The 19,256-nt window shown below is 63.1% G+C and carries 17 protein-coding genes and 1 tRNA gene; 6 read left to right on the top strand and 12 right to left on the bottom strand.

The features are described from left to right. Nucleotides 1–6: 6 nt before the first annotated feature. The 4 genes from HZR81_RS10215 (at nucleotide 7) to HZR81_RS10200 (ending at nucleotide 4,283) form a co-directional block, all read left to right on the top strand. The gene (locus tag HZR81_RS10215) at nucleotides 7–1,908 is read left to right on the top strand and encodes an HAD-IIIC family phosphatase (RefSeq protein WP_500128024.1); all 1,902 of its coding nucleotides are present in this window, start codon (nucleotides 7–9) and stop codon (nucleotides 1,906–1,908) included. After that, nucleotides 1,905–2,153, top strand: a complete 249-nt coding sequence (locus HZR81_RS10210) for an acyl carrier protein (protein ID WP_015277638.1) — start codon at nucleotides 1,905–1,907, stop codon at nucleotides 2,151–2,153. Before HZR81_RS10215 ends, HZR81_RS10210 begins: the two co-directional genes overlap by 4 nt. A gap of 3 nt (nucleotides 2,154–2,156) precedes the next feature. After that, entirely contained in the window at nucleotides 2,157–3,221 is a 1,065-nt protein-coding gene (locus HZR81_RS10205) for a hypothetical protein (RefSeq protein WP_500128023.1), read from the top strand. Nucleotides 3,222–3,299: 78 nt separating this feature from the next. After that, nucleotides 3,300–4,283: a lipid A deacylase LpxR family protein gene (locus HZR81_RS10200; protein ID WP_500128022.1), complete on the top strand. Its 984-nt coding sequence runs from the start codon at nucleotides 3,300–3,302 to the stop codon at nucleotides 4,281–4,283. 96 nt (nucleotides 4,284–4,379) lie between these two features. On the opposite strand, the gene HZR81_RS10195 is transcribed toward HZR81_RS10200, so the two are convergent. From HZR81_RS10195 to HZR81_RS10165, 7 genes are all read right to left on the bottom strand, one after another. Beyond that, nucleotides 4,380–4,718 carry a DUF3325 domain-containing protein gene (locus HZR81_RS10195; protein ID WP_500128021.1) on the bottom strand — a complete coding sequence of 113 codons (339 nt, stop codon included), beginning with the start codon at nucleotides 4,716–4,718 and terminating at the stop codon, nucleotides 4,380–4,382. Continuing rightward, nucleotides 4,715–6,340 carry a PepSY-associated TM helix domain-containing protein gene (locus HZR81_RS10190; protein WP_500128020.1) on the bottom strand — a complete coding sequence of 542 codons (1,626 nt, stop codon included), beginning with the start codon at nucleotides 6,338–6,340 and terminating at the stop codon, nucleotides 4,715–4,717. The genes HZR81_RS10195 and HZR81_RS10190 overlap by 4 nt, the downstream gene beginning before the upstream one ends. Continuing rightward, complete coding sequence (locus HZR81_RS10185) at nucleotides 6,337–6,591, bottom strand: iron transporter (protein ID WP_500128053.1); 255 nt, start codon at nucleotides 6,589–6,591, stop codon at nucleotides 6,337–6,339. The genes HZR81_RS10190 and HZR81_RS10185 overlap by 4 nt, the downstream gene beginning before the upstream one ends. Nucleotides 6,592–6,758: 167 nt before the next feature. Continuing rightward, the gene (locus HZR81_RS10180; protein WP_500128019.1) at nucleotides 6,759–7,334 is read right to left on the bottom strand and encodes a TonB-dependent receptor domain-containing protein; all 576 of its coding nucleotides are present in this window, start codon (nucleotides 7,332–7,334) and stop codon (nucleotides 6,759–6,761) included. Next, nucleotides 7,334–7,912, bottom strand: a complete 579-nt coding sequence (locus tag HZR81_RS10175) for a TonB-dependent receptor plug domain-containing protein (RefSeq protein WP_500128018.1) — start codon at nucleotides 7,910–7,912, stop codon at nucleotides 7,334–7,336. The genes HZR81_RS10180 and HZR81_RS10175 overlap by 1 nt, the downstream gene beginning before the upstream one ends. A gap of 139 nt (nucleotides 7,913–8,051) precedes the next feature. Beyond that, nucleotides 8,052–9,395 carry a HAMP domain-containing sensor histidine kinase gene (locus HZR81_RS10170; RefSeq protein ID WP_500128017.1) on the bottom strand — a complete coding sequence of 448 codons (1,344 nt, stop codon included), beginning with the start codon at nucleotides 9,393–9,395 and terminating at the stop codon, nucleotides 8,052–8,054. Continuing rightward, the gene (locus HZR81_RS10165) at nucleotides 9,392–10,102 is read right to left on the bottom strand and encodes a response regulator transcription factor (protein WP_500128016.1); all 711 of its coding nucleotides are present in this window, start codon (nucleotides 10,100–10,102) and stop codon (nucleotides 9,392–9,394) included. Before HZR81_RS10165 ends, HZR81_RS10170 begins: the two co-directional genes overlap by 4 nt. 208 nt (nucleotides 10,103–10,310) lie before the next feature. Between HZR81_RS10165 and HZR81_RS10160 the strand changes: the two genes are divergently transcribed. Further along, nucleotides 10,311–11,861: a GGDEF domain-containing protein gene (locus HZR81_RS10160; protein ID WP_500128015.1), complete on the top strand. Its 1,551-nt coding sequence runs from the start codon at nucleotides 10,311–10,313 to the stop codon at nucleotides 11,859–11,861. Nucleotides 11,862–12,088: 227 nt separating this feature from the next. Beyond that, nucleotides 12,089–14,218, top strand: a complete 2,130-nt coding sequence (locus HZR81_RS10155) for a TonB-dependent siderophore receptor (protein WP_500128014.1) — start codon at nucleotides 12,089–12,091, stop codon at nucleotides 14,216–14,218. 108 nt (nucleotides 14,219–14,326) lie between these two features. On the opposite strand, the gene HZR81_RS10150 is transcribed toward HZR81_RS10155, so the two are convergent. The 5 genes from HZR81_RS10150 to HZR81_RS10130 form a co-directional block, all read right to left on the bottom strand. Further along, nucleotides 14,327–14,402 (bottom strand) — tRNA-Thr (locus tag HZR81_RS10150). A 77-nt stretch (nucleotides 14,403–14,479) separates the two neighbouring features. Continuing rightward, entirely contained in the window at nucleotides 14,480–15,238 is a 759-nt protein-coding gene (locus HZR81_RS10145) for a DUF3618 domain-containing protein (RefSeq protein WP_500128013.1), read from the bottom strand. Further along, nucleotides 15,235–15,660: a phage holin family protein gene (locus tag HZR81_RS10140; protein ID WP_500128012.1), complete on the bottom strand. Its 426-nt coding sequence runs from the start codon at nucleotides 15,658–15,660 to the stop codon at nucleotides 15,235–15,237. The genes HZR81_RS10145 and HZR81_RS10140 overlap by 4 nt, the downstream gene beginning before the upstream one ends. Further along, nucleotides 15,657–16,400, bottom strand: a complete 744-nt coding sequence (locus HZR81_RS10135) for a hypothetical protein (RefSeq protein ID WP_500128011.1) — start codon at nucleotides 16,398–16,400, stop codon at nucleotides 15,657–15,659. Before HZR81_RS10135 ends, HZR81_RS10140 begins: the two co-directional genes overlap by 4 nt. A gap of 447 nt (nucleotides 16,401–16,847) precedes the next feature. Further along, on the bottom strand, nucleotides 16,848–18,932 hold the full coding sequence (locus HZR81_RS10130; protein ID WP_500128010.1) for a glycoside hydrolase family 5 protein: 2,085 nt from the start codon (nucleotides 18,930–18,932) through the stop codon (nucleotides 16,848–16,850). Between the last annotated feature and the right edge of the window lie 324 nt (nucleotides 18,933–19,256).

The following is a 19,256-nucleotide window of genomic DNA, read 5'->3' as shown; positions in this document are numbered from 1 at the left end:
CCAGGCATGCAACAGCTCTCCTGGCTGCCGACACACCCGGATCTATCCGGCGCCATCGGCCAAGCCAAACGCATCGAAGATCCGCTGCAGCGGCTGCATGAAGCCGTCAAGCTGGCCGCTCACCAACGGGATTTCACCCTCACCGCGCGGCTGGACAAGCTGGCTGCCGCCGGCATCGCGCAGCACGCCGTGGCGGCACGCCTGACGCCACTGCGGGTCGCATTGCTGTCCTCGCATACGGTCGATCACCTGCTGCCGGCCATCCGCGTGGCCGGGCTGCAGCGGCGCCTGGCGCTGTCGCTGCATGTTGCGCCCTACGGCGTGTACCGCCAGGCATTGTTGGCCGATGACCCGGCGCTGTACGCCTTCGCCCCACAACTGGTACTGCTGGCGCTGGACGCCCATGACGCGCCGCTGCAACTGCCCTTGCAGGCAGGCCAGGCGGAGGTGGATGCCGCCGTGGCGGAGCGCGTCGAAGAACTGCGCCTGCTCTGGCGCCGAGCCCGCGAGCGATATGCCGCGCAGGTGGTGCAGCAAACCCTGGTGCCAGTCGCGCCGCCACTGTTCGGCTCTTACGAAGCACTGGTGCCGGCTTCGCCGCGGGCAGTCATCGAACGCTTGAATGCGGCCATCCGAGCCGCTGCCCGCGAGGATGGCGTGCTGCTGCTCGATCTGGCCTGGCACGCAGCCGCCTATGGCGACGGCCTGGCCGAGCCGGTGCGCTGGCATCAGGCCAAGCAGCTGGTCAGCCCGACGCTGGCACCGCTATATGGCGAGCACTTTGCGCGTGTCGCAGCGGCCACTGCCGGGCTGTCGCGCAAATGCCTGGTACTCGATCTGGACAACACCCTCTGGGGCGGCGTGATCGGTGATGACGGCATCGCCGGCATCCAGCTCGGCCAGGGCAGCCCCAGCGGCGAGGCGTTTCTCGCCTTTCAGCGTTATGCCGCGCAACTGGCGCGCCGCGGGGTGATTCTTGCGGTGTGCAGCAAGAACGACCTGCACGTTGCCGAAGCAGCCTTTGAACATACCGAGATGGCCCTCAAGCGCAGCGATATCGCGGCCTTCGTCGCCAACTGGGAAGACAAGGCCGGCAACCTGAGGCGCATAGCAAGCATGCTCGATATCGGCCTGGATAGCCTGGTGTTCGTCGACGACAACCCCGCCGAGCGCGACATCGTGCGCCGCGAGCTGCCGGACGTCGCCGTACCGGAGCTGCCCGAGGATGTCGCCGACTACCCCGCGCGCATCGCCGCGGCGGGCTATTTCGAGGCCGTGTCCTTTACCTCCGATGACGCCGAACGTGGCCGCAGCTATGCGCTGAATGCCGAACGCAAGGCCGCGCAGAGCCAGGCCACGGACATGGACGGCTACCTGCGCGGGCTGCAGATGGTGCTGCGCGTCAGCCGCATCGGCGCCGCCGAGCTGGCGCGCGCCACCCAGCTGATCAACAAGACCAATCAGTTCAACCTCACCACCCGCCGCTATACCGAAGCCGAAGTCGAGCGCATGGCCAGCGATCCGCAAACCATCGCGTTGGCCCTGCGGCTGGAAGACAAGTTCGGCGATAACGGCCTGATCAGCGTGGTGCTGGCACGACCGGATGCATCCATCGAGGCTGACGAACTGCTGATCGACAGCTGGCTGATGAGCTGCCGCGTGCTGGGGCGTGAAGTCGAGATGGCCGTGCTGGAGGTGCTGGCCGATGCGGCAGCGGCCGCCGGCTGGGGCGCTCTGGTCGGCGAATACCGTCCCACCGAGCGCAACGGCATGGTTGCCGAACACTATCCGCGGTTGGGCTTCGAGCAGCGCCCCGCCCCTGCCAACGCCCCTACCGATGCAAGTTTCTGGCGCTACGAACTGGCCTCGCGCACTCCCATCAACCATCACATCCAGGTGCAAGCATGAACGAAAAGGAAATTCTCCAGGCGCTGACCCAGGTCTTCCACGACGTGTTCGATGATGACGACATCGTCCTCACACCCGAAACCACCGCCGACGACATCGATGGCTGGGACAGCCAGACCCATGTGTTGCTGATCGTGGCCGCCGAGCAGCGCTTCGGCATCAAGTTCCGCACCGCCGAACTGGAATCGCTGAAGAACGTGGGCCACTTCGCCCAGTTGATCCAGACCAAACTCGGAGGGCGTTGAGTCATGGCCAGATCCGTCGATACATGCCCGGACGGCGTTGCCGCCCGGGCCGAAGCAGGCCAGCGGCGGATACGTGCCGGCTACCTGCTGGGAATGTTCGCCGGGCTGTTCGGGATGCTCGGCGGCTTTGCCGCTCTGCTCGCCTGGCTCAATCACACCGACAACCTGCCGCCACCGGCCTTCTCCAACAGCCTGTGCGTGGACGAAAAGCTGCATTTTCTGCGACACAACCCCGTCGCCGATCCAAACCTGCTGATCGTCGGTTCCTCGGTCGCCTGGCGCCATGTCGATGGTGACGTGCTGATCGAGCAGACGCCCGGCTTGCGTCCGCTCAACGGTGCGTTCTGTGGCCTGCACGCCAATCAGTCGACCTATGTCGCCAACTGGCTGCTGGATCGTGAACCAAGCGTCCGCCAGGTGGTGATGATCGTCGATCCGCTGGACTTCGCCGGCTGCTGGAAAGTGCCGGATGCGGTGTTCGACCGCACTCACGCCGACCAGTACGTCTATCAGCAGGCCTCGCGCTGGGGCTACTACATGCGCTACTTCTCGCCGCGTTCGCTGCTGCGCAACGCGCAGACGGTCAAGGCGCAACGGGCCAACGAGATCGAATGGGACCCGCTGGTATTCACCCGCCATGGCGACGGGCCGCTGGAACCGCAGGGTGATCGCGGCCTGTTCTACGGCAAACCGGACGCGCTGGATGACAGCTGCTTCGTGGCACTCGCAGACTTCTCCGCACGCCTGGAACAGGACCAGCGCGAGCTGCTTGTGGTTTCCACGCCCCTGCACCCGCAGTGGAAAGCCAAGGTCGATGCCGATGGCAGCTTTCTCGCCCGCTTCGACGCCAAGCTGAACGCCGCCATCGCCGGGCATGACGGGGCTCAGTATTGGAACGCCGATCGCGAATGGGTTGCCCCACCGGCCGCCTTCGTAGACGCGATCCACCTGCGCTGGTCAGCCGTGCAGGACTTTTCCATGGCACTGGCTGAGCAACTGCAGGAAGCCAGACAGGAAATGCTCAGCGAGGCGGGACTGGCCAGAAGCGGCGCATACGACGCGCCCTGATCGACAAGCGAACCGCTGGAAGCGGTGATGGTCCGAGAAAGAACATACAAACAAGAACGTAAGCCAGGAGTTTGAATCATGCATGCTCGTTCTTTGCTGTGCTTGTGCCTGCTCGCCGCATCCATCACCGCCCCCGCCGTCAGCCATGCCGACATCCTCGCCATCAAGGCGGAGAACGACATCATCGCCTCGGGCAGCGATGGTCACTACACCAACGGCCTGGAAGTCATCTGGGGCTTCGAACCGGACGACCAGAGCTGGACGCGGCGCTTCGCCGATCTGTTGCCCGGCTGGTCGGGCAATGCCGTCGACAACGTCGCCTATCGCTTCGGCCATCAAATCTACACGCCGGAGGAAATCGAAACGCGAGCGCTGATCGATGACGACCGCCCCTACGCCGGCCTGCTCTTCGCAGGCATGTCGATGTTCTCCGACACCCAGTACGACGGCTGGCGCGCAGCGCAGGGCCTGCACCTGGATGTCGGCATAGTTGGCCCGGCGGCGGGCGGCAAGCGCCTGCAGCGTGCCGTGCACAAGGTAACCGACAGCGACGAACCCAACGGCTGGGATAACCAGCTGGAGAACGAGGCCTTCGTCAATCTGGGCTATCTGCATCGCTGGTGGCTGCAGGAACGCTTTGCCGGGCTCGAACTGGAATACGGCCCGAGCGTAGGCTTCGCCCTCGGCAACCTGTACAGCTACGGCTCGGCCGGACTAGGCCTTCGCCTGGGCCAGAATCTGCAGCGCAGCTTCAGCATCCCGGCGGTGGCGCCAGCGCAGAGCGGTAGTCAATTCTTTCGCCCCAGCGGTGACTTCGCCTGGTATGGCTTCGCCAATCTCGAAGGGCGCTATATGGCGCACAACATGCTGCTGGACGGTAATACCTTCGAGGACAGCCATTCAGTGGACCGCCGCGAATGGGTCGGCGACGCCAAGCTCGGCGTGGCGTTGACCTGGAGCCGCTGGCAGCTGGCCTTCGCCAGCGTCTGGCGCAGCCGCGAATTCCAAGGACAAAAGGAGCACGATCAGTTCGGCTCGATCACCCTTTCCACCGCGCTCTGATGGCCGGTCAGCAGGCGTCGGCGCCTGCTGCTTTGAACTGCGCGGCTTCTGCTATTGCAGGTGGGTGCCGGGATACGTAACGCTGGACCGCCGGGCTCAGTCGACCAGCACCCCGAGCAATAGCCACAGCGGAATGCCCGCAACGGGAAACAGCACCGCCATGCGTCCCCGGTAGGGCAGCAGCAGCGTCAGGATCAGCGCCGCCAGCGAGATCGCCCCGAACCAGCCGACCGGCCCCATCGCCCAACTCCAGGCCCAGACGCAACTGGCGAAACTGCCCACCAGCAAGGCTCCCCCTGTCATGCGCAATGTATAGCGCAGCACCGGCGACGGCTCGCGCTTCCAGACCAGCTTGAAGTTGCGTTCCATGCCCAGACAAAGCCCAACCATGCCGCCATAGGCGAGCAGCAGGCCAGCCACGAACGGCAGCATCATGGATGCATCTCCTTCGGTATCAGCGTTGCTCGTCGAGGCGCCGGTTGCGCAGCATCGGCACGCAGACCGACCTTGCGCGCCAGCCATAGCAGGGTCGCGCCCATCATCACGCAACAGAGCTCCAGCCATAACCGTCTCGGGTCAGCCCACGGCACGCCGCCGGCGGTCGCCACGTTCAGCAGCGGCAACGTCACGCAGAGCAGCGCTAACAGCGCCAGCTGTTCGGCCCAGCCGCGCAGGGTCGGTCGCCACAGCGCATGGGCCAGTGCGACCATCCAGATCAGGAAGAACACGCGCACTTCCCATTCACCACGCTGCGGCACCTGTACCGGCAACAACCGATTGGCCCAGAGCAGGCCGATGCAGGCCAGGGAAAGGCCGACCACCACTGCGAGGTTGAGCGACTCGACCAGGCGATGGAAACGCCGGGAAGGCACACTCTGCTCGGCATACTTGCGCCGCCGCTTGATGCAGAAGTGCACCAGGCCGGTGGCGATCATGGCGCAGCTGACCATGCCGCAGAGAAAGTACAGCCAGCGCATCGGATAGCCGCCGAACTGGGCGAAGTGCAGCCCCGCCATGACTCTTTGTGTGAGCAGACTCGGCCGGCTCTCGTCGGGCATGTGCAGCACGACGCCGCTGACGCCATCGAATGACATGCTGCGGCCTTTGGTCAGTTCGATTCGGTTACCGAGCACAGGACGCACTTCGATGCGCGCATCGGGTCGCCCCGGATTCTGGATGGACAGTCCGCCGACCGGGCCCATCGCCGCTTCGGCCTGCGCCAGGATCGGGCCAAGCGGCGCCAGGGGCACAGCGGCCACTGAATGCGACAGGAAAACCGGATCCCCTGCCCTAATCTGCGCCGTTCCTGAATCGGGTCGCTGGCCCCGTCCGCCGGGTGGCGCACGCTCGGTCCGTTGCTCCGCACCGCCTCGAAGATCGCGGCTGGCCGCCTGCCGGTCGCCGTCATACAGCGTATCCACCGCGGCGGGCATATAGAGCAGGTAGAAGATCACCAACCCGGTGTAGGTGATCATCAGGTGAAAGGGCAACAACAGCACGCCACTGGCATTGTGCGCATCGAGCCAAGAGCGCTGCCCCTTGCCGGGGCGGAAGGTGAAGAAATCCTTGAATATCTTCTTGTGGATCACGATGCCGCTGATCAGCGCCACCAGCATCGCCATAGCCGCCAACCCGACTACCCAGATGCCGATATTGCGCGGCATGTTAAGGGTGAAGTGAAAGCGAAAGAAGAATCCGCCACCCGCTGTTTCCCGCGCCGAGATCGGCTCGCCAGTCGCCGGATCGAGCAGTTGCCCGCCGCCGCGACGCTGCTCGCCGGTCGATACGCTAAGGTTCGACGAACGCACGGTCGGCAGGTTGATATTCCAGCTCGGCGCATCGGCATGGCGTGCTTGCAGGTAATCCATCGCGCGTTGCAGCGCGTCCTCTTGACCGCCCGTATAAGCTGGCACTTCCGGGCGCATCCAGCCGTCGATCTCCTTGTCGAACACCGCCAGGGTGCCGGTGAGGAAGATGGCGAACAGCACCCAACCCAACAGCAGACCGCCCCAGGTATGCAGCCATGCCATGGACTGCGTAAAACTCTGCTTCTTCATCCGATGCGCTCCTGCAGCTGCGGCCAGAAGCCAATCACGGCCAGTGGAAGTGCCAGCAGTGCGCCACAACAGACCCGCCACAGATCACGCGCGGCAAATGCCCAGAGAATGGCGACGGTGTAGACGAGAAAGGCCGGCAGCGTCGCGACCACCAAAGCATCGGCCGGGGACAGCGGCAGTAGTCTCGCCAGCGCGGCGGTGAACGCGTAGGTGAAGGCGTAGCCACCGAGAATGGCGAGGGCGGAACGCATGGCGATGTCGCGCCACGCACTTTTTGATTGGGATACGGAACGGGTCACGACAGGCTCCCGAGGGAAACATCTGAAGTCATACAAAAACGCCCGACGCTGGCTGTTCGGCCGGTCGGGCAATGGGCGGATCGTGGCGCTCATTGCAGCGCGCCACTCGTGTCCGGTGTCTAGAAGTCGACCGACATGCCTACGACCAGGCGGCGGCCATCGAGGACAACCGCGTAGTCATCATTGGCCACTTCCTTGTTCGCGACGTTGTACAGCCCGGCAGTCAGATCGACATTTCGGCTCAGCCCGTACACCGCTCCAATGTCGACAAAGCCGTATCCCGGCGTGCCTTCGCTCATGCTGGTGCGGCTCAGGTAATCGGAGGTACGACTGCGGTAGTTGTACTGCGACCAGAGGTTCAGCTTGTCCGTCACCTGCCAATCGAGGTTGGTGTTGAACATGTGCCGCGGCTGCTTGTTCAGGGGCTCACCCTTGAACTCTCCGCTTTTCTGTTCCGAATCGGTGAAGGTGTAGCTGCTCATCCAGCGCAGATCATCGGTGATGGCGTAGTCGAGGGTGAATTCAAGCCCCTGGATGACCGCTTCATCGATGTTGCGAGTGGTGCTGAGGAAGTAGAAGTTGTTGCCGCCGAAATCGCAGGCATAGTTGGCGACGTCATTGTTGTTGGCGGCGTTCGGACTGGTGCAGAAGCGATCTTCGGCGATCTTGTCCTTGTAGACCGTATGGAACAGCATCACGCTGGTACCCAGCCCGATTGTTGGATCATTGAAGACGAAGCCAACTTCTTCTGGCCGCGAACGGTGCCCGCCCATTCGCCGGAAGACTGGCGCGTGATGATGTTGATCACACCGCCCATGGCCTCGGAGCCGTAAAGCGAAGACATCGGCCCACGAATGACTTCGATACGCTCGATCATGGCAAGTGGCGGCAAGGCCAGCTGCTGCTTGCCGCCGGACGTACCGTTGGTTTGCGTCTGGCGCCCGGCAGAAATTGGGCGGCCGTCCACCAGGACCAGGGTGTACTCGCTGCCCATGCCGCGAATGGTGATGTCCTGCTGGTTTCCACCGCCGGAAACGTAGACGCCAGGGACGTTTTTCATAGCATCGATAACGCTGGTGTAGGACTGCGCCTCAAGCTGCTCGCGCGTGATCACCGAAATGCTCGCCGGAGCCTGTGCGATGTTCTGCTCGTGGCCGGCCGCGGTCACCACTGTCGTAGGTTGCAGCTCTATCGGGTCCTGCGCATACGCTGGCGCGCTCACCCAGGCCGCAGCGATTGCACAAGCCAGCCGTTGTCGATTGAAAATCACCATTTACACCCGTCTCCCTGAGAAGCCATAACGTCTTCTGCGGTCCGCCAGATGGCCGCAGGCAAGGCGTGGCGGCGCACCAGGCCGTCATGCTGAGCGCAATGCTATACATTCTCATTTGAGAGTAAAGTGCATTTACAAACTATACAGTTTCCAGCGTCAGATGCATGCGCAGTCCGGGATCGAGGTTCTCTGCCCAGAGTTCGCCGCCCTGCAGCTGCACCATGCGTCGGGCGATGGCCAACCCAAGGCCAAAGCCGTCCCCACCAGGCCGTGCTGCATTCAGGCGAGTAAAAGGGCGAAAGATCAGTTCCAGCTGATCAGGCGCCACGCCTGGCCCGTCATCCTCGATCCAAAGGTGCCAGTGTTGCTCTTCCAAACGTCCTGCAAGGCGCACGCTGCCTTCGCCAGGCGAGTGGCGGATGGCGTTGCGCAGGATGTTCTCCAGGGCTTGGGCCAGACCGTTCAGGTTGGCGCTGACCCGGCAGTCTTCAGGCAAGTCGCACGGAAGGCGCTTCGCAGCCCAGCCGGATTCGAAACAGGCGTTGTCACGCAGTACATCCCACAGCGCGCCGACATCGACCATTTCGCGCGGTAGTGAGGGGCGTTCGGTATCCAGCCAGACCAGTTCGAGAATGCCGCCGATCAGCTGCTCCATGCCCTGCACCTCCTGGGTCACTCTGCGGCTGAGCGCCCCGGCACCCGGCTCACGTTCGGCAGCTGCACGCAGGCGGCTGAGCGGTGCGCGCAGCTCATGGGACAGGTCGCGCAGCAACTGACGCTGAAAGGACACCGCGCTCTGCAACCGCTCGGCCATGTGGTCCAGTGCCCGGGCCAGCTCACCGAGCTCATCGCGACGGTCAATCAGCGCCCCCCCGCGCATGCCGAGCTGGTCAGCCCGCAGCGCATGGGCCTGAGCCTGGAGCCGTTTCAAAGGTTCGATCAGCAGTCGGTAGATCAGCCCGCACAACAGCAGCGCCAGTAAGCCTGGCACGACAATATTGATGATCACCTGCAGCAGGAGCAGCGAGGTGCTAGGCATCAGCCGCTCGGGCAACTGCAGTATCAGCTGCCCGCCATCCGGATGCTCCGGGAACGGAACACTCAGGTAAGGCGGCTCTGTGCTGCGGCGGCTAATCCGCCAGTCGATGCCCCGCACCATTTTCAGCCGCGCGTAGTCATCGAGGCCGAGCGGCTGCACGCTCAGTGAATCCATTTCGGGATTGACCACAACGGCCCAGGTGGCTTGCGCCTGGCGGAACTCCTCCTGCCAGCGATGCACAGCTTCGCGACCACCGGCGCGCCAGTTTCTCTCGGCGTCAGCAGCGTATTGCAGCAGTTGCTCTCGCGTCTCGCTTGGCAAGTAGCTGCTGCGATCACGCACATACTGCGTCCATGACTGGCTCAGCCAGATCATCGACAAACAGAAGCCGATCTGCAGTAACGCCAGGCGCCAGAACAATGAGTGACGTGACGGTAGGCTCATCGCTGGCCTCGCGTCACCATGTAGCCGGTGCCCCAAACCGTTTCCAGCTGCAGTGCCGTGCAACCGATTGCCTTCAGTTTGCGTCGCAGATGACTGACATGCATGTCCAGGCTGCGATCATGGCTTGAATAGTTACGGTGCAATGCCTGCTGATAAAGGTGTGCCTTGCTCAACGCCGTACCAGCGTGCTGCCACAGCATCGCAAGCACGCGGTACTCGCTGGGCGTCAGGCCAGCCCAGCATCCAGCGATTTCCACATCCCGCCTCTGCTCATCGAAATGCAGATGTTCGCAATCCAGTGCGGGCAGGCCATCGGAACGCTCGTATGCCACCCGGCGCAGCACCGCCTCGATGCGTACGCTTAGTTCAAGCAGGCTGAAAGGTTTGGGCAGATAGTCATCGGCACCCTGGCTGAAACCGGTGATGCGATCCTGCTCGTTGCCCAACGCGGACATCAGGATGACTGGCACACCACGACGACGGCGCAACTGCTGCAGCACGTCCAGACCATTAGTGCCGGGCAGCATGATGTCCATAAGAATCAGATCGAACTCCTCTGCTTGCGCCCGATGCAAGCCGTCGGCGCCATCTTGGCAATGGCTGACGGCGTAGCCGATCGATTCCAGATGCTCGACCAGGTGGCGAGCGAATACGGGATCGTCCTCGACGGCCAGCAAGCGGGCGGCAGGAACAGAGGTATCAAACATGTCGATCTGGCTCAGCGATAAATGAGAGAGATTATTATCCGCCGTACCAACCTCCTGCCAGCGGCCGATCGTTTTCTTCCGTCGTTGACGCTTCGGCGCCCGGTCCGGGCATGTATCATTCCGCCCCAGGGGTCTGCACCCGCCACGCAGTCGCGCTCACCGCTCAGAGGTTGCGGCGATATACACACACGCAGAATCGGGAAGCTTCATGTTCCGGCTGGATCTCCAACGCCTAACCCTCCTGCTAGCGCTCGTGGCAGGCCTGCTCACCTTCGCCAACAGCTTCTTCGCCGGCTATACCACCCAGCGCGACCAGCTGTTCGAACAGACACTGGAGGCCAACAGGGCTTATGCGCGCAAGCTGGCCGACACCACCGACAGGTTCTTCGTTGAGAGCCGCCGCGAACTCGCCTATGCCGCGCAGGCACTTTCATCGACGTTCGAGGATCCCGCAGCACGGGACAGCGAAACGGAGCGACTCAAGCTCAACAGCGACCAGTTCAACAGAGCCATCATTGTCAGCGCTGCCGGTGAGATCGTTTCAGCGTCCCCGGAGAGCACCGCGTTGGTAGGCCTCAAGGTTGACAGTGTGGGTGCGCGGCGCGCGCTGAGCGAGCGCATTCCGCTGATCAGCGAGCCCTACATCGCCACGGACGGCACCTACCTGATTGCGGTAACCCACCCCATCTTCGCCCCCGATGGCCGCTACCTAGGCTTCATCAGTGCGTCGCTGTTCCTGCGCGAGCGCAATGCGCTGCACGGCCTGCTTGGCGTGCACTACTACCGCGACGGCTCCTACCTGTACGTTGTCGACAAGCAGGCCAACCTGATTTTCCATGAGGACGGACAACGGGTGGGCCAGAACGTGGCCTCCAATGCGGTCGTTCAGCAGGTGCTGACCGGGCGCGAAGGCAGCCAGCGAGTCACCAACACCCTCGGCGTCGACATGCTGGCCGGCTACGCCCCGGTGCCGAGTACCGGCTGGGGCATCATCGCGCAGCGCCCCACGGCCGCGATCACCGCCAAGCTCGAACGCTTGGCGCGCACGACCCTGATGAACGCCGTGCCTTTCGCGCTCGTATCGCTGGCCGTGTTCTGGTGGTTATCCAAACTCATATCCGCGCCCATCCGCGCATTGGCCGATACTGCCGAACACTGGAGCGCTCCGGAAGCAGCCAACCGCATATCGCGGGTCAATTCCTGGTACTTCGAGGTCTCGCGCCTGAAGGTCGCCATGCTTGCCGGCGTGTCCCTACTGCAGCAAAAGATGGGCGCGTTGGAAGCAGCGTCCATGACCGATCCGCTGACCGGATTGCGCAACCGCCGCGGGCTCGAACTGGCGCTCAGGCAGTTCGATCTGCTCGACCAACACTATGCCGCGCTGGCCCTGGACATCGATCATTTCAAGCAGGTCAACGACCAGTACGGCCATGACGTAGGCGACGACGTGCTGCGTTACCTCGCTTCGGTACTGCGGGAGTGCTCCCGCCCCAGCGACGTCCTCTGCAGGATGGGTGGAGAGGAGTTTCTCGTGCTGCTACCCGACACGGACGCCGCCGGTGCACGCATCGCCGCAGAGCGCCTGCTGGTTCGCCTGCGTTATACGAACAGCCCAACCGGTGCGCCGGTCACCGCATCCATCGGCATCGCTTGCAGCACCAGCCATGACTCGCCAGACGCGACCTTCAAGGCCGCGGACGAAGCGCTCTACCAGGCCAAAAGAGCCGGCCGCGACCGCGTGGTCCTCGCCTGCAACTGAGCGCCGAGCAGCCGCCGAATGTGACCTCCGAACCGCTTGGCAGCCGCCGCTTATCTGCGCTGCGCGGCGCGCTGGTTGCATGTCGCCGCGCGCTCGATCTGCCTGCGCCGCTACGCCCAGCGCAACCTGCCGTAGCGTGCATTCAGATGAGATCACCTTCTATTTGATAATCGTTTTCGTTGAGATTAGGATGCCCGCCCTCGCTCCCTTCCCTCAAGGATCTTTCGATGCGGCGCCTTCTCCTCCCGATGCTCGCGATTCCTGCCCTCACCTGCCCTGCCATGGCTTCAGCCAACGACGAGCCGCCCGCTGAACCGCTGGCCCTGGAGGAGATGCAGGTCACCGCCTCGGCCGAGCGCGCCGACGGCCCCGTGCAGGGCTATCGTGCGACCCGCTCGGCCAGCGCCACCCGCACCGACACCGCGATCCACGAAACCCCGCAATCGATTAGCGTCGTGCCGAAGCAGGTCGTCGAAGACATCGGCGCAACACGCCTTGAAGACGCGCTCGACTACGCCGGCGGCGTGGAGCGCGGCAACAACTTCGGCGGTCAGGGCCTGACCGAATTCCTCGTGCGCGGCTTCAGCACCCAGGAGTTCTACCGCAACGGCTTCGCGGTGAACCGTGGCTATCCCAACATGCCCGACGCCAACACACTGGAGCGCATCGAAGTGCTGCGCGGCCCGGCCTCGATGCTGTATGGGCGCGGCGATCCGGGCGGCACCTTCAACATCGTCAGCAAGCAGCCGCAGGCGGAGCGGCGCACGGTGCTCGGCAGCCAGGTGAACACCGACGGTCTACGCCGCGGCACCCTGGATACCACCGGCGCACTGGACGAAAGCGCAGCCTTTACCTATCGCCTCAACCTGGTCGCCGAAGGCAGCGACAGCTTCCGCGACCACGTTGAAAGCGAGCGCTACAACATTGCGCCAGTGCTTCGCTGGCAGCTCAACGACGACACCGCGCTGATCCTCGAAGGCGATTACCTGCACAATCGCCATCCACTGGACCGCGGTCTGACCCGCTACCCCAACCAGGCCGGCGACCTGTCGCGCGATCGCTTCCTTGGAGAGGAAAGTGCCGGCAAGCTGACCAACCAGAACGCCACCACGCAACTGCGCCTGGAGCACCAGCTGGACAGCCAGTGGATGCTGCGCGGCGGCATCCAGTACCTCGACGGCAGCCTGGACGGCGGCGCGGTGGAGAACAATGGCCTGGCCGCCGATGGCCGCACGGTCGGGCGCAACTACAGCGAGCGCTGGCTGAACTGGAACGACCTGGCGGTGCAGGCCAATCTGGAGGGGCACTTCGACGCCGCGGGCCTGACCCACACGCTGCTGCTCGGTGTGGAGTTCGACGACTTCAACTACGACTCCCAGATCGATCGCTCGGGTGGTGCGACAAACGACTTCCCGATCGACCTCTATGATCCGGTCTACGGCCAGCCGCTGCCCGCGCTGACCCGCACCACGACCTACGATGACGAGAACCTGAAGTCCTATGCGTTCTTCCTGCAGGACCAGATCGCCCTCACCGAGCGCCTGACAGCGCAAGTCGGTGCACGCCTGGAGCGCTTCGAGCAACGGTACGAAAACAAGCTCAACCCCGCCGGCAGCTGGGACCAGGCACACAACGCCGTCTCCCCACGTTTCGGGCTGATCTACGACCTGACCGAGGAGTTGGCCGTCTACGCCAACACCTCGCGCTCGTTCAAGCCCAACCGCGGCGCCGACCGCAGCAGCCAGGCATTCGACCCGGAAGAAGGCATCGCCCACGAAGTCGGCGTCAAGTACGAGCTGCCAGAGCACGACCTCAGCGTTACTGCGGCGCTGTTCCACATCACCAAGGAAAACGTGCTGACAAGCGATCCGGTCGACAGCAATTACCAGGTTGCTGCCGGCGAAGCGCGCAGCCGCGGGTTCGACATCAGCGTAGCGGGCAACATCACCCCGCAATGGCGCATGATCGGCGGCTACGCCTACGTCGACGCCGAAGTCACCGAAAGCTCGAGTGCATCGATGCCGGTCGGCACGCGCCTGGCCAACGTGCCACGCCACAGCTTCAACCTGCTGGACACCTACGAATTCGCCGAAGGTCCGCTGGCCGGACTCGGCGTAGGCATGGGCGTCAAATACGTCGGCGACCGCAAGGGCGGTGCCACCCGTACGGCGTTCGACATGGATGCCTACACCACCGTCGACCTACTCGCCTACTACCCACTGACCGAACGGGTTCGCCTGAACCTGAACCTTAACAACCTGTTCGACGAAGAGTACGAAGAGCGCGCCTGGGGCAACATCTGGGCCTACCCGGGCGCCCCCCGCACCCTGCAGGCAGGCATCGCGATCACCCTGTAATGAACAACGGCGCAGCCTGATGGCTGCGCCCTCGCCTACCTCGACCACACTTGTGGGACACCAGCCCAAAAACAAAAGGGCTAGCCATCGCTAACCCTTTGATTTCATTGGTGCCGGAGACAGGAGTCGAACCTGCGACCTTCGCATTACGAATGCGCTGCTCTACCTACTGAGCTACACCGGCGCCAGGCGGCGGATTATCGGGGGTTCTGCGGTCGGACTCAAGCCCGGCCGCATCAAACCCCTGCCTACGGCCGTACGTCAGTGTGGTCGCGAAGCGGGCTGGCCGTGATCGCGCTCAAGGTCGTGCTTGACCTGTCCGGCCAGCTGCTGGCCCTCGGCGCTGGCCACTTCGTAGCCTTCCTTCGCCTTGTGCTTGAGCCGGTCGGTCAGCTGGTCGCTGGACTGGCCCATCAGCTCGTCTTCGCGCCGGGTCGGCGGTACGGTCGCCGCGAGCAGCGCTCCCAGGGCGATGCCCATCGCGCCGAGCGCCAGTGGTTGCTCGTTGAGCAACTGCGAGAAGCCGCCGCGTGCGCGATCCGCCGTATGCCGCAGGCTGTCGGCGGCCTGCCGGCTGCTGTCGCTTACCCGATGGCGAGCGTTGCCCAGGGTGGTGGAAGCATCGTGGCGCATCTGCGCAGCCTTGTCCTTGATGCCGTTGCCCTGTTGCTTCAGCCCGGAGGCCTTGGTCGAGAGCTTGTCGGTCATCGAAGGACCGGTCGATGCAGTGGCGCTGTAATCCGGACGGCGGTTCTGCCCCGCCATCAGCCAGGCCAGGCCGATGCCGGTCAGCAACGTCGGCACCGGATTGGCCTTCACCGTGTCACTGAGATTGTGCAGAAATTCGCCGCCACCGCCCTTGGCATAACCCAGCGCGGTGTCGATCATCTGCCCCGGCGACAGCTTGCTTTCCAAGGCATGGACGATATTGCCGATTTCCGCCCGCTGCTGGTCGATCTCTCGCTCCAGCGTGTCCGGGTCCTTGCGTGCTTCGACGTCTACCTGATTGTGCGTGCTCATGCGTGCCCCCTGACGACTTCTTTATCCTTGTGCAGCGAATGGATGGTGCGATCGGGCTTGAAGGATGAAGCTTCGAACTTCTTCTTGCCCGCCGACACCATGATCAGCCCGATGACGACCACTACGCCCCCTACGATGAGGGCTGCCAACCAGGACTCCATCAGGGTGCTGAGGAAGTAGACCGCCGACATCAGCAGGATAATGAAACCTGCCAGCAGGACCGCGCCGCCGGTGGCCACGCTCGCCGCGCCGGCCTTGGTGGCTCGCATGGACTCGCTCAGTTCGGCCTTCGCCAGGGCCAGTTCCTTGGTGAACAGGGATGGCACTTCACGGGTCAGCTGGCGCAGCAGCCCGCCCACCGAGCTGTCCTGGTCCGGATGGCTCGTCTCGTAGGACGTATTGAGGTTGCGTTGTTCGTTCATCGATTTAGCCCTCCGGTTGTGCCTTTTCCGTTGTTGCCAAGGCCGTTGGTACTGCCCGGGGTTGTCGGCATGTCTGCGTTGCTGACGCTGCCAACCGTGCCACCCGGGGCTCGGCTGGAAAGACGCGAATCCAGCTCGGACTGGCTGGGCAGGGTTTCAGCCGTCACATCGGCCGGGACGCCCAGCGGCGACGACGGATGCGGTCGCGCCGCATCCGAATGGCCGTAGTCGGTGGTGGGTTCGCGAGCGGCGGTTTTATCCGAACGATGGCTCGACGCGCGGGCGAAGCGTGTCAGGCCAAAGCCCAGCGCAACGCTGCCGGCAATGAAAAGCGCCGGATTGCTCCGGGCGAGCCGGTTGACCTCGCCGACCAGCTCATCGACGCTCTTGCCACGCAGATTGTCAGCAAAGTCGACCATGCCTTGAGCCACGTCGGAGACATAGTGCGACAGGCCGGCGCGATCCTGGCTTTCCAGCTCGGAGGCGGCCGCCTTGGCACTCTGCGCGATCTTCTCGAGCTCGTCGGCGGCGGTGCCGCGATAGCTATCAAGCTGCGCCTTGCCCTGGTTCTTGATCTGCTCACCGGCCTCGCGTGCCTTGGCCTTCACGTCACTGCCATTTCCGGCCTGAGCGGAACGGTCGCTGTGCATGGATGGCCGGCCGGAGGAACTGCCTGTCTGCGGCGAGCTGGTCCCGGCTTGGCCGCCGTAACCTGTGATCTCTTCGTCGGGTGTCGTCATGTTGTCCACCTTTTATAGGGTCAGAGGGATTTGGCCGGATGACCACGGTCCGTAGCACGACGACGGGGTTGCCGCTGCCGTGCATGTTTCGGTGCGCACATAAATGGTGACCGGACCCCCTATTTCGAGTTCCGTCGCTCTGGCTGGATGGTTCAAGACTTTGGCGCCAGCATCGCCGGGGATGCCCGCCGCCAGCGGAGGGGTAGCTTCAATGCTGAAATGCTGGCTTATCGCCTGATGCGCAGGCGCAGCCAGCATGGCTGCTGGGCTGCAGGCGTGATCGGGGAGAACAGGCGAAACGGCAGGAACCGGAACGTCATGACCGCGTGGTCAGTTCATAAGCCGGGACCATCGCAACGGCGGGCCGACGAAGTGCAGTGCGGTTCTAGACGCCAGAAAAACAGAAACGGGCCCGAAGGCCCGTTCTGGTATCGCTGGTTCGCGGTGTTACAGCGGACCGATGCTGGTGCAGCTGTTTGCGGCTTTGGCGTGCTTCTGCAGAACCGGCAGCTGCGGACGGTACTTGCCACTGCTCACGTCCAGGGACATGGCGTACTCGCCCCACCAGGGACCGGCAGCCCAGTAGGTGCTCGGGATGCAGTTCTGACGCAGGTAGGCCAGCAGGTTATCGGTCGCAACGATGGCCGAGGGCGAGAAATCCGGTACGCCATGCTCACCGATGTAGCCGCGCAGTTTGTGCTGCTTGAGCCAGTCGACGAAGGGCTTGACGCGGTTGACACCAACCATCGGGTCAAACTGCTCGGTCTTGTCGAAGTAGTTGCCGGAGAAATCCTTGTCCACGTACATGTGCGCTTCGTACACCAGGTTGTTCTTCGGATCACGCATCCACGGGTTGCTGACCAGCTGGGTGTTGTAGTACGGCCAGTGGAAGGCGCTCGACCAGCGATCGCCCGCTACGTAGATCCAGCGCTTGGAGTCGACGGTGCGGATTGCCTGAGCAGCAGCCAGGGCAGCTTGCGGCCAGAGCCCGTTGGTGGAGTGCGGCTCGTTCATCAGACCGTAGCCCTCGACGGCAGGATGATTGACCACCTGCTGCACGATCTGCTTCCACACCGCGGCGAAGGAACTGATGGGCACTTCTTTGGAGCCGATCAGCTTGCCGTAGTAACGGTAGTAGTTGTGCAGGTCGAGAATCACCTTGACGTTGTGTTTCTGCGCGAAGTCCAGCGACTGCTTCAGACGGGCGAACTCCTCGGCGTTCAGCGGAGTGTTCAGCTTGGGCTGGATTCGCTCCCAGAGGAACGGCAGGCGAACCAGCGGCATGCCCAGGTCGGAATACTTCTTGTAGTACGACTCCGCCGGATAGGTGTAGTTGGTGCCGTGCTTGCCGGGAACAACCGAGGGACCAAAGCCCGCGCCGGACAGGTTGACGCCGACCAGCAGCGGCTTGCCGTTGGTGGTGTCAGGTGCGGTGGGCGCCGGTGCCGGAGCCGGGGCGGCTTCTACTGGCGGAGTAGTCAGAGCAGGAGACGAAGGAGCGCTGGTCGATGTGCTGACCACCGAGATGGTCTTCGGATAGCCCAGGGTCGCGCCGTTGATCACCGCACCGTCGAGGAAAACGCTCATGTTGCTGCCCACCACTTGAGTGCGCAGCACCTTGCGAGTCTGGCCGTCAGCGAGCTTCACCAACGCGCCCGTCTTGAATGCTGCCACGTTGGCGCTGCTTGCCTGGATGGAGAAGCCGGCAGCAGTACGGAACATACCGTTGAGCCAATGGGTGTTGGTGTAGTTGTTCAGGTTGCTGGTGGCGATGACCGAAGTGGTCGGAGCAGTGGGGGCCGGAGCCGGGCTGGTAGTGGAAGTTGTAGCCAGCGACAACTTGTTCGGTGCACCGACGACACTTCCGTTAACTGCTGCACCTTCTAGATAGACGCTCATATTGGCGCCGACAACTTGTACCTGGGTAACTTTGCGAACCTGGCCATCTGCCAGCTTGGCTGTCGCTCCAACTTTGAAAGCAGCCTTGTTGGCATCACTTGCCGGAATGGAGAAGCCCGGCGACTTGCGCCATACGCCATTGAGCCAATCGGTATTGGTGAATGCGTTGATGCTGGTCGAGTGCGCGGTGACGGTAGTCGGTGAAGTGACCGGAGTGGTGGAAGTTACCGGTGCCGTTACGGCCGTACTACCGATGGTGACCACCTGCGGTGCACCAACCTTATTGCCGTCCAGCTTTGCACCTTCCAGGAAGACGCTCATGTTACTGCCGACGATCTGCGCGCGGCTGATCTTGCGAACCTGACCGTCCGCCAGTCGTACCGACACGCCGGCCACGAACGCGGAGCGGTTCGCCGAGGTGGCAGGAATCGAGAAGCCGGCGCCGGTGCGCCAGACACCGTTCAGCCAATCGGTGTTGGTGAACGCGTTGATCTTGGCGGAAACCGATACGGCGGCAACCGTCGCTGCAGCGGCATAAGGCGTGGTTACAACGGCGGTGCCACCCAGAAGAACAGCGGCGGCGATGGAAGCGACGAGTGCCTTGCGGGCACCGAAAAACAGGTTGGTGGACATTGAGTCTCTCCGGAACTTACTGCTTCAAAGGCGGAGCCTTCAAAAAGAAACGGGAGGTCGATAAGTCGTGGGGCGTTGCTCTTTAGGAGTGCCGCGGTGTCACAACAAACGAACCGTTCAACAAGAAATTTCCCGCCGTCCACCCCCTGAACAAACCGGCAAATCGTCTTGCGTGGCGGCTTTATAATAGGTTCGAAAAATTAATGGAAATTTTTTTGTCAGTAATAGATCGCCAGAAAATCGCCACACCGCGCAAATAACATTAAGTTGCCATTACCCATATGGCGATAGATGTCGAATTGATATTACGTTTAACCGCCCTAG

Source organism: Pseudomonas sp. LM13 (genome assembly GCF_041381355.1).
GTDB classification, from domain to species: Bacteria; Pseudomonadota; Gammaproteobacteria; order Pseudomonadales; family Pseudomonadaceae; genus Stutzerimonas; species Stutzerimonas frequens.
Note: the sequence above shows the minus strand (reverse complement) of the source record. Positions and strands in the feature narration are given on the sequence as shown.

What these genes read in the sequence shown, in the direction of transcription:
- HZR81_RS10215 (WP_500128024.1), top strand. Translation starts at nt 7, where the DNA reads ATGCAACAGCTCTCCTGGCTGCCGACACACCCGGATCTATCCGGCGCC.
- HZR81_RS10210 (WP_015277638.1), top strand. Translation starts at nt 1,905, where the DNA reads ATGAACGAAAAGGAAATTCTCCAGGCGCTGACCCAGGTCTTCCACGAC.
- HZR81_RS10205 (WP_500128023.1), top strand. Translation starts at nt 2,157, where the DNA reads ATGGCCAGATCCGTCGATACATGCCCGGACGGCGTTGCCGCCCGGGCC.
- HZR81_RS10200 (WP_500128022.1), top strand. Translation starts at nt 3,300, where the DNA reads ATGCATGCTCGTTCTTTGCTGTGCTTGTGCCTGCTCGCCGCATCCATC.
- HZR81_RS10195 (WP_500128021.1), bottom strand. Translation starts at nt 4,718, where the DNA reads ATGATGCTGCCGTTCGTGGCTGGCCTGCTGCTCGCCTATGGCGGCATG.
- HZR81_RS10190 (WP_500128020.1), bottom strand. Translation starts at nt 6,340, where the DNA reads ATGAAGAAGCAGAGTTTTACGCAGTCCATGGCATGGCTGCATACCTGG.
- HZR81_RS10185 (WP_500128053.1), bottom strand. Translation starts at nt 6,591, where the DNA reads ATGCGTTCCGCCCTCGCCATTCTCGGTGGCTACGCCTTCACCTACGCG.
- HZR81_RS10180 (WP_500128019.1), bottom strand. Translation starts at nt 7,334, where the DNA reads ATGCTGTTCCATACGGTCTACAAGGACAAGATCGCCGAAGATCGCTTC.
- HZR81_RS10175 (WP_500128018.1), bottom strand. Translation starts at nt 7,912, where the DNA reads ATGGTGATTTTCAATCGACAACGGCTGGCTTGTGCAATCGCTGCGGCC.
- HZR81_RS10170 (WP_500128017.1), bottom strand. Translation starts at nt 9,395, where the DNA reads ATGAGCCTACCGTCACGTCACTCATTGTTCTGGCGCCTGGCGTTACTG.
- HZR81_RS10165 (WP_500128016.1), bottom strand. Translation starts at nt 10,102, where the DNA reads ATGTTTGATACCTCTGTTCCTGCCGCCCGCTTGCTGGCCGTCGAGGAC.
- HZR81_RS10160 (WP_500128015.1), top strand. Translation starts at nt 10,311, where the DNA reads ATGTTCCGGCTGGATCTCCAACGCCTAACCCTCCTGCTAGCGCTCGTG.
- HZR81_RS10155 (WP_500128014.1), top strand. Translation starts at nt 12,089, where the DNA reads ATGCGGCGCCTTCTCCTCCCGATGCTCGCGATTCCTGCCCTCACCTGC.
- HZR81_RS10145 (WP_500128013.1), bottom strand. Translation starts at nt 15,238, where the DNA reads ATGAGCACGCACAATCAGGTAGACGTCGAAGCACGCAAGGACCCGGAC.
- HZR81_RS10140 (WP_500128012.1), bottom strand. Translation starts at nt 15,660, where the DNA reads ATGAACGAACAACGCAACCTCAATACGTCCTACGAGACGAGCCATCCG.
- HZR81_RS10135 (WP_500128011.1), bottom strand. Translation starts at nt 16,400, where the DNA reads ATGACGACACCCGACGAAGAGATCACAGGTTACGGCGGCCAAGCCGGG.
- HZR81_RS10130 (WP_500128010.1), bottom strand. Translation starts at nt 18,932, where the DNA reads ATGTCCACCAACCTGTTTTTCGGTGCCCGCAAGGCACTCGTCGCTTCC.